The organism is Hirschia sp., from assembly GCF_058892565.1.
Map to the genome: position 1 here is coordinate 23739 of NZ_JBZXVU010000056.1, position 9521 is coordinate 33259.

Consider the following 9521-nt stretch of genomic DNA (forward strand, 5'->3'; position numbering starts at 1 on the left):
GACGCTTCTATGCCTGTGACACGTGAACTTAATGAAGACAGCCATCTTTATCTGGTCGATGCATCTGGATATATTTTCCGCGCATTTCACGCATTGCCGCCTTTGACGCGCAAATCTGACGGGCTGCCAGTTGGGGCTGTGTCCGGCTTTTGTAACATGCTGTATAAATTGCTGGCTGAATCCAAAGAGATGACTGGAAATGGAAAAGCCACTCACTTTGCCTGTATCTTTGATGCGTCTAGCAAGACATTCAGAAATGATCTCGACCCAAGATATAAAGCTCAGCGTCCACCCACGCCTGAAGACTTAGCGCCGCAATTCCCATTGGTGCGCCGCGCAGCGATTGCTTTTGGTACGCCAGCCGTTGAATTAGATAATTATGAGGCCGACGATTTGATCGCGGCTTATGCGCGTATTGCTGAAGAAAAAGGCGCGAAAGTTACGATCATTTCCTCCGATAAAGACCTGATGCAGCTTGTGACCGATAAAGTCTCTATGATGGATACGATGAAGGATCGGCATTTATCTTTTGAAGCGGTGATGGATAAATTTGGCGTGGCACCTGATCGCGTCACGCATGTGCAAGCACTGGCGGGAGACAGTGTGGATAATGTGCCGGGCGTGCCGGGTATTGGGCTTAAAACAGCGGCGCAATTGATCAATGAATTTGGCGATCTGGAATCGCTTCTAAAATTTTCAAGCGAGCATGTGCCGGATAAAAAGAATAAAGCGCATGAGCTTTTGACATTTAAGCGCCATGAAAATCTTGTCGAGTTTGCCGATGATGCGCGTATATCCTTTAAGCTGGTGACATTGGACGATCACACACCAGTGCCAGTTGCTATTGAAGAGTTTGGTGTGTGTGAACCGGAATTGGAACAGCTCGTTCCGTTTCTGGATGAGATGGAATTTCGCACGATAACGCGGCGAGTGGTGCAGGCGCTTGGCGATGGCGCTGAACCTGTTGCGACACCTGCATCTGGCGAAGCGACTATTCCGGTCACTGAGACCAATAATGTTTTTGATACATCCCAATATACAACACTCATCAAGCCTGATGATTTGGTGGAATGGATGCAGCGCGCGCAGGCTGTGGGTGTTATCGGGGTCGATACTGAAACAGATGGGCTGGATGCGATAGGCGCAAATCTGGTGGGTGTGTCTTTGGCATTAGGGCCAAATGATGCGTGTTACATTCCGCTTGGGCATACAGGCGATGGCGATTTGCTAGGCGATGGTGCACCTGAGCAAATGGATATGAAACTGGCATTGGGAATTTTAAAACCCATGCTGGAAGATCCTACGATTTTAAAAGTGGGGCAAAATTTCAAGTATGATGTGAATGTCTTTCATCGCGCGGGTGAGAAATTTTTGGATGAGCCGATTATTCCTTATCCCATCGATGATACAATGCTGCTATCTGCGACGCTTGAAGCTGGACAACATAATCACGGCATGGATGTGCTGTCTGAATTGCATTTTGATCATAAGCCTATCCCTTTTAAAGAAGTGGCGGGTACGGGCAAAAAGCAGATTACTTTTGATAAGGTTCCTGTGCCCGAAGCAACAAAATATGCGGCGGAAGATGCCGATGTGACATTGCGTTTATGGGCATTGCTAAAGCCGCGCCTGTCTGCTGAGGGCATGGCGACGCTGTATGAAACGATTGAGCGGCCAATGGTGCCTGTTGTGGCGCAAATGGAGCGCGCAGGGATCTTTGTTGAGCGGGAAACTCTGTCGCGTTTGTCGGGTGATTTTGCGCAGCGCATGGCTCAATATGAAGCTGAGGCGTATGAGCTTGCTGGACGCGAGTTTAACATGGGTAGCCCCAAACAGCTTGGTGAGATTTTGTTTGGTGAAATGGAATTGCCAGGCGGGAAGAAAACCAAAACGGGCGCATGGGCCACGGGTGCGGATGCGCTGGAAGACCTTGCAGCCGAAGGACATGAATTGCCCAAAATCTTGCTTGGCTGGCGTTCTCTTTCCAAACTAAAATCGACTTATACGGATGCATTGGGTGAGTGCATAAATGCTGAGACAGGGCGTGTGCATACCAGCTTTAATCTGGTGGGCGCACAAACAGGGCGTTTGTCTTCCTCTGATCCAAACCTTCAAAACATTCCGATCCGCACCGAAGAGGGACGCAAGATACGCGCGGCTTTCGTGGCGCAAGAGGGCAATGTGCTCATCGCGGCGGACTATTCACAGATTGAGCTGCGTTTGTTGGCGCATATTGGTAATATTGATACGCTCAAAGATGCGTTCAACAATGATCTCGACATTCACGCCATGACAGCGTCGGAGATGTTTGGTGTGCCCATTGAAGGCATGGACCCAATGATTAGGCGCAAAGCCAAGGCGATCAATTTTGGGATTATCTACGGAATTTCAGCCTTTGGTTTAGCGCGGCAATTGGGGATACCACGCGGAGAAGCATCTGAGTATATCAAAGCTTATAATGCGAAATTTCCCGGCATATTGAAATATATGGATGAGATGAAAGCCTTTGCACGCGAGAAAGGGTATGTGGAAACAGCCTTTGGGCGCCGTATTTGGATGAAGGGGATAAATGGCAAGGGCCCAGAGCGCGGCTTTGCTGAACGCCAAGCTATCAACGCGCCATTACAAGGTTCGGCTGCGGATATTATCAAGCGGGCAATGGTGAAAATGCCAGCGGCTTTAGAAAAATCGGGCTTGAAGGCTAAAATGCTGTTGCAAGTGCATGATGAATTGATCTTTGAAGCGCCAAAGGCAGAAGCTGAAAAGACAATCAAGCTTGTGAAAAAAATCATGGAAACAGCAACATTTCCGGTGATGGATTTATCTGTTCCACTATTGGTGGAAGCAGAAGCTGCGCATTCATGGAATGAGGCGCACTAAAAAAGCTACAAAAATAACTGCATCAGGTGTGATCCTGTGCAGTTACTTCTTATATCGTCCAGATTGGGGCGCGAGGCGCTCAATTGGCTTTAATGCCAGCCGAAGCTAGCGGGGTATTTCGTGCCGGTCCCGATCCAAACACGGGATGCCGGCGTTTTTGGCAGCCAATTGGCACGCCTCGCATGGGATATACCCATTCACCCCTCAGCACGTTTGATCGCGAACCGCCCCTGTGAGGTGTGATGGCCTTAGTATGGGGGCGTTTATCGAGGCGGGGATAAGTTTTCAGATTTCCACTTATTTTATCGCGATTGCATCGTCACTGTCTGACCAAGCCATTGATCATTATCGAGCGCTTGAGCGAGAACAGCGGCAACATCACCGCGCGCTGCAGTGGCTTTTTTATTGACTTCATCGCCAATAATTATTTCCCGCATTCCTTCTTCGTCGGTGAGCGAGACCGGACGTAAAATGGAATAATTAAGCCCTGATGCTTTGAGGTGTTCGTCTGCATCATGTTTAGCTTGAAGATAGTGCGCCATATCGCCTTCTGCCGGTGGATCATCTGCACCAACAGAACTTAGCATGACAAAACGCTTTGTATCAGAATTTACCGCAATATCGGTCAGGCGCATTGCTCCGTCACGATCGACCTGATGTGTCATTTCCTTGCTGGTGTCTCCACCAGATCCGGCTGCAAACACGACACTTTCACAATCGGCGCATATGTCATCTTGCAAATTTGTTAGATCACCTTCGCGCAATACCACTTCGTTCGGTAGGTTTGAAGTATCTGAACTTTCGCGAACTAGGGCGACAGGTTGGTGACCTCTAGACAGCAGCTCACGGACGACGCGTTGTCCAGTTTTACCGGTAGCTCCGGCGACAAGAACATTCATGTTGGTCTCCTTTAGAATAGTGTTTGGATTATAGGGTTTAGGGGAGGTAAATTGCTTTGGCGTTGACAAATTCTTTCATGCCAAAGCCACCATGTTCGCGCCCATAACCAGAGTCTTTCACGCCGCCAAAGGGCATGTTTGGATCAGCGGCACCGAAGGAATTAATCCGTACCATGCCGGTATCAAAATGATCTCGTGCGAGACGAAGCGCCTTATCTTCATCTTGACTGAAAATTCCGCCGCCCAATCCATACCGGCTGTCATTTGCAATGTGCACGGCGTCTTCATCATCTTTGGCGCGGATTAAAGAGGCGACTGGTCCGAAAATTTCGTCATCATATGCAGGCGTTCCGGGCAGGCAATTTTCTAAAACTGTTGCTGGATAATAATAGCCGGTTTGGTCTGTCGGATTGCCGCCGCACAAAAGCTTTGCGCCCGCCTCAACACTTTTGCTGACTTGCTCGCTCACAGTTTCAAATTGGTCTTTGCTGGAAAGCGGACCTAATTGGGTCTCTTCGTTTTCAGGAGACCCCATTTTTATCGCTTGCATTTGCTCTACAAAGGCCTCTTTGAACGCGTCATAGACTTTATCCGTGATGACAAAGCGTTTCGCAGACACACACGTCTCACCATTGTTGAACAAGCGCCCTTCAACGCAGGTTTTTACCGCCAACTCGATATCTGCGTCTTCTAGTACGAGGAAGGCATCGTTTGAGCCTAGTTCAAGGACTGTTTTCTTGAGGGCTTTGGCTGCAACATGGCCAATATGCCTCCCGGCAGTATCGCTACCTGTCATTGTCACAGCACGGACCCGTTCATGTTCGATAATTTTATCGGAAATGTCGTGATCAATTACCAGAACCTGAAACAGATTTTCAGGTAAACCCGCATTGTTACAGATTTCTTGGAGTAACAAGCCACTGCCTGTACAAATGCTTGCATGTTTTAGAATGACGCCATTTCCCGCCATGAGATTGGACGCCAAAACTCTGATAGGTTGGTAAAGAGGGAAGTTCCAAGGCTGTATGCTATAAATGACTCCAATGGGCGAGTATGTTACCCAGCCTTTCTTAGAACCAGCAGAGTGGGCGCGTTCCTCGTCGGCAAGGATTGAAGGGCCATTTTTAGCCGTGTATTCGAGGATTTGAGCGCAAAGCTCTACTTCCATTTTTCCATCTTGTAGAAGCTTTCCTGTTTCTTTTGTCATCAACAAAGCGATGTCTTCTGCTCTATCTCGAAGCCCATCTGCAATTCGCTTGAGATAGTTGGCGCGTTCATCATGAGTTTTTAAGCGCCATTTTAGGAAAGCGTCGTGACATGCTTCTACTTTATCCGTTGCAGCCTGCATGCTCATGAGGGTGTATGTTTCTAGCGTGGTTTCTGTGGCTGGGTTGATCGTAGAAATATGTGACATGCTGAACCTCCAAGGTGCGTTCCAAAATAGGGTCGTGGCGAACCAACAGTTGAAGCGTCACAAAGTTCCGCTTGATTTTAACTTTGGAGGCAAAATGGCGTCGAATTTCAGTTTGGTTTTTTGGTGGGGGTGGCGAAAAGTGTATGCAGAATTATTGCTCAGGTGCCGTCTTCTTCGCCTTCGTCGAATTGGCAGATTTGTGCGGTCGCGCTTGGGATTTCCTCGTCAGATGAAATTGCTGTTTTTATTCTGTCGGCAGAAACGACTTGGGCGATTTTTGTCTGGAGCGCTTTGGCCAGCATCAATCCATTGTGGGGAGATAGCTTAAAAGCGGCAGTGCCAAATGTATCTTCACTAAGTGGGTGTTTGGATTTTAAGACGATCACGACTTCATCGTTTTCGTTGATTTCAACATAGGGTTTTTCACGTGCATCTATCGTCAACATAGCATTCTCCTTTTGGGTGGGAGGTGCGAATGACTTGATCAAAACACATCCAACCTTTGGCTTCCGCGTAGCCAAATGACATATGCGTCTTCAAAGCCTTCTATGCTGATTAAACGTGTCAGCTGTGGGATAGTTCCAATTGGTTGAATGCTAGAGCGCGCCGTATAGCGCTTGGCCGCAGAGAGATGTTTACCCGATCTGCTCTCCGTCTTCTTTTGTGAAAGTTTTGGCGAGCGGGGTTTCAAGAAGATCTAATACGGCTTCACTAGGGCGGCAGAGTTTGACGCCTTTGGGTGAACACACAATTGGGCGGTTGACGAGGATTGGGTGTTTGATCATCTCGTTGAGAATTGCATCATCATCTATATCGTCTTCTAGCAATCCTAAATCCATTGCAGGTGATTTTGTTGTACGCAAAGCTTCTTTGGGCGTGATGTTTGCGGCGGCAAATAATCCTAGCAATTGGGCGCGTGTCCAACCTTTTTCCAGATAGGGAATAATAACTGGATCAGCGCCGGAAGCTTTGACCATTTCAACAACATTGCGCGACGTGCCACAATCTGGGTTGTGATAGATAACGATCATGATGGCTCCATCTTAATTGGGTTAGTCTGCGGGGGGGAAATGTTTGCGTGTGCGGTTTGCAAAAGCTACAAGCGAGAGCATGACGGGAACTTCAACGAGCACGCCGACAACAGTGGCCAAGGCTGCGCCGGAGTTTAGGCCAAACAGGCTGATTGCGACGGCGACGGCGAGTTCGAAAAAGTTCGACGTGCCGATCATGGCGCAGGGGGCGGCCACATTATGCGGGACTTTCCAAGCCCATGCTGCAAAATAGGCGAGTGCAAATATCAAATAGGATTGCACAAGAATTGGCGCAGCGATTAGCGCGATGATGAGCGGGTTATCCCATATCATTTGCCCTTGGAAACCAAAGAGCAAAACCACAGTTGCGAGCAAACCGATGACGGAAAACGGTTTTATTTTGCCGATAAAGGCATTTACCGCATTTTCGCCGCCGCGTTTTTGTAAAGAGAGGCGGATAAACAACCCCAATACAAGCGGGATAAGCACATAGAGCACGACTGATAATATCAGCGTGGCCCAAGGCACAACTACATCTGTGACGCCGAGCAAAAAGGCGACAATGGGGGCAAAGGCAAACACCATGATCGCATCATTAATGCTGACCTGCGCAAGGGTGTAGGCGGGGTCGCCCTTGGTGAGTTGTGACCACACAAATACCATGGCTGTACATGGCGCAGCGCCCAATAGAATGAGGCCGGCAATATAGCCCTCGGCATCGGCGGGGGGGATAAAATCGGCAAAAATGTGCTTGAAAAACAACACACCTAGCGCCGCCATAGAGAAGGGTTTGATCAGCCAATTGACGACAAGCGTGATGACCAATCCGCGTGGTTTATCGCCGACACGTTTGAGGCTGGAAAAATCCACGCCGATCATCATGGGCAGCACCATTGCCCAGATTAGCAAAGCGACGATCAGATTGACATTGGCATATTGCAAATCTGCCAGCGCGCCAAAAGCTGATGGAAATACATTGCCCAACACCATGCCCGCGCCAATGGCTAAGGTGACCCATAAAGACAGATAACGCTCAAATAAACCCATGATCAAACTCCTATTGAGCGCGTCATGTAGCATTGTGTTATCAAAAGTTCAATATTTCAGGAATATACGAAATATAAAATAAAATTGTTTAAGGGCAAACACAGAAATCTCCGCCGCTGTAACCAGCGCGAGAGGATAATCAAGGATAATACAATAGGGCGCGAGGCGCACTTATCGTCGGCAGTGAAGGCTGGCGTCCTTAATGCGGATACCAGCGAGAGTGGGCCGCCAATAGGCGCGCCTCGCATGATGGTTTGGCCTATTCCAAAGCCGCTAGGGGAGGCGGGCATAGCCCCTAAAACATCTCACACAGGCATAATGACGCCCATGTATTGGTTTCTCCCCAGCCCTGCCACCTTGATTGCGCACCTGTTTCGCAAACGGGTTTGGCAAGTCCATCATTCCATTCCCCACACGTCGGTCGCGCGCCGCCCATAGAGATTGGATGAGGTGAGTATGGGGAGGGATTTGAGGGAGGGGGATAAGATTAGTTACAGTTTTGTTCTCTGGTTTGAAAAATCAAGTCGAATGCATCTTCAATGTTCGAGATATTTCGAAGGTTTTCATCAAGAGAATCTCTGTATTGGTTATTTAAGAAATTCCTTAAATCCCAATTTGAAAATTCTTTTGTGCTTTTGGTGCTCATGATCTCTGAAAGAGAATGTGTTTGAGCGGTAGCACAAAAATACTCGTATGCATCAGCTGAACAAATTTCGTACGGTATTTCAGTTAAAATCTTTGGTGATATTCCGATTTTATTTAAGTGTTGTTCGGTCAACTGGTTAATTCTGGATGTAAGGGCCGGGTAAGACGCAAACCAATTTTTGGGAAATACAACTAATAAGTATTTTCTTTTGCCTGATGGTTGCCAGTGCGTGTACTTGCCGTTTAACCCATCAAATATATTCTTGTAAGTTTTCGAAAGAGCTTCAGAAATTTTAGTCAAATCTCGATCTATTGAGTCCTTTGTGGTTAGATCGGTGATACCCGAGTAAGATGCGCGCCGAGCTTTGCACTCGACAAAAACATCAGCATTTTCATCGGACAGTATTAGGTCTACTGATGCCTTTCCAATACCGTAGGGTTGTTCAGGACGCACTGAAATTCGAGGTTGTAGGTGAGTTGAGCTGAGTGTTTCAATGTAATTTTGAAAACCTAATCCAAAAGCATTAGCAAAACTGCGGTGCCCGACTAGGTCATAGTATAGTCCGTCTAATAGACGATAAACTAAATATCTCGGGATAGGGCAAATTATACAATCTTCACCACTTTGGTTGTAAAGCTTCAATAATGGTTTTTGAACAAAAATAGATCTACGATATTCAAAATTTACATCTGCTATCGATTTGTCAAAACTGTCGTTGGAAACTTCTTCTGTGTTCGTTGTAATGGAATTTAATATTAACTTTGTTTGTTTTTGTGACAAGCCAAGCTTTGATGCATCAATCCCCCCTTTTAGAGTGCGGTTTGACAAAAACCAACCGTATAGAGCAAAGGTGAATTTAAACAGTTCAGATGGAGTGACATTATATTTCTCGTACACTAACTCCTTAAGAGGTAGGTGCTCAAATATTTTAATGTAACGATAAAGGTATCTCCCATTTAGTCTTTCTTGCCAAGGAAACTGGAGGTGCGAGATTCGATACAGTTGGTACCAAATTTTATCAGCCATTCCTTTCTCCACTTCGGTGTTTACGTGGTGCAACGCTTTGTAAACTATAGCAAAAGAATCCCATTTGTTGATATTACGAATTCCCAGAAAACAATTGTGTGTGAACGCCTCTCGAAGAAGTTGGTCCATTCGCCAAGGAAAAATTTGTAGCTGTTCGAAAGAAGAGAAGTCGAGTTCTGGTGGAGCAAGCGACCAAACGTTGAGAGACTCGTTGGTTTCTAGTTTTCTGAAATACTCGGAAGTCAATGCTATTGTGTTGGGTAGCGATGAAAACGAAAGAGTATTGCAGAATATTCGATATGCTCGTCTGGGATTTGAGGGTGAATCTGACATTGAAAATAATTGCTTCGAAGCGGCGTTATATTAAAGTTATAGAGGATTACTGCTTTTGTTGGTTTTGTCATTATGCATCTTTTGAACTTCTGGATTCAGTTAGGGTAGTAGTAAAATAAGTCGTGCTTTGTGCGTCATAATTTTACTGGACTGGACCCCAGCCTTCGCTGGGGAGGTGGTGTTGGGGCGGGGTGTGATATCTTCATACGGGAATTGGCCCAAGTCTGTCTCAAATCGCCTAAATT

7 protein-coding genes are annotated in these 9521 nt (G+C 47.0%); 1 reads left to right on the plus strand and 6 read right to left on the minus strand.

Annotated features, from left to right (window positions below; translation table 11 throughout):
• Positions 1–9: 9 nt before the first annotated feature.
• The gene (gene polA, locus AC5EF3_RS16095; protein WP_493548770.1) at positions 10–2880 is read left to right on the plus strand and encodes a DNA polymerase I; all 2871 of its coding nucleotides are present in this window, start codon (positions 10–12) and stop codon (positions 2878–2880) included.
• A gap of 302 nt (positions 2881–3182) precedes the next feature.
• On the opposite strand, the gene AC5EF3_RS16100 is transcribed toward polA, so the two are convergent.
• From AC5EF3_RS16100 to AC5EF3_RS16125, 6 genes are all read right to left on the minus strand, one after another.
• On the minus strand, positions 3183–3779 hold the full coding sequence (locus tag AC5EF3_RS16100; protein ID WP_493548771.1) for an SDR family oxidoreductase: 597 nt from the start codon (positions 3777–3779) through the stop codon (positions 3183–3185).
• 37 nt (positions 3780–3816) lie between these two features.
• Positions 3817–5193, minus strand: a complete 1377-nt coding sequence (locus AC5EF3_RS16105) for an NAD-dependent succinate-semialdehyde dehydrogenase (RefSeq protein WP_493548772.1) — start codon at positions 5191–5193, stop codon at positions 3817–3819.
• 158 nt (positions 5194–5351) lie between these two features.
• Positions 5352–5639 (minus strand): hypothetical protein, encoded by a 288-nt coding sequence (locus AC5EF3_RS16110; RefSeq protein ID WP_012778039.1) that lies wholly within the window; start codon positions 5637–5639, stop codon positions 5352–5354.
• A gap of 189 nt (positions 5640–5828) precedes the next feature.
• Positions 5829–6224 carry an arsenate reductase family protein gene (locus AC5EF3_RS16115; RefSeq protein ID WP_493548773.1) on the minus strand — a complete coding sequence of 132 codons (396 nt, stop codon included), beginning with the start codon at positions 6222–6224 and terminating at the stop codon, positions 5829–5831.
• Between the two features lie 21 nt (positions 6225–6245).
• Complete coding sequence (gene arsB, locus AC5EF3_RS16120) at positions 6246–7271, minus strand: ACR3 family arsenite efflux transporter (RefSeq protein ID WP_493548774.1); 1026 nt, start codon at positions 7269–7271, stop codon at positions 6246–6248.
• 487 nt (positions 7272–7758) lie between these two features.
• Complete coding sequence (locus AC5EF3_RS16125; protein WP_493548775.1) at positions 7759–8943, minus strand: hypothetical protein; 1185 nt, start codon at positions 8941–8943, stop codon at positions 7759–7761.
• Between the last annotated feature and the right edge of the window lie 578 nt (positions 8944–9521).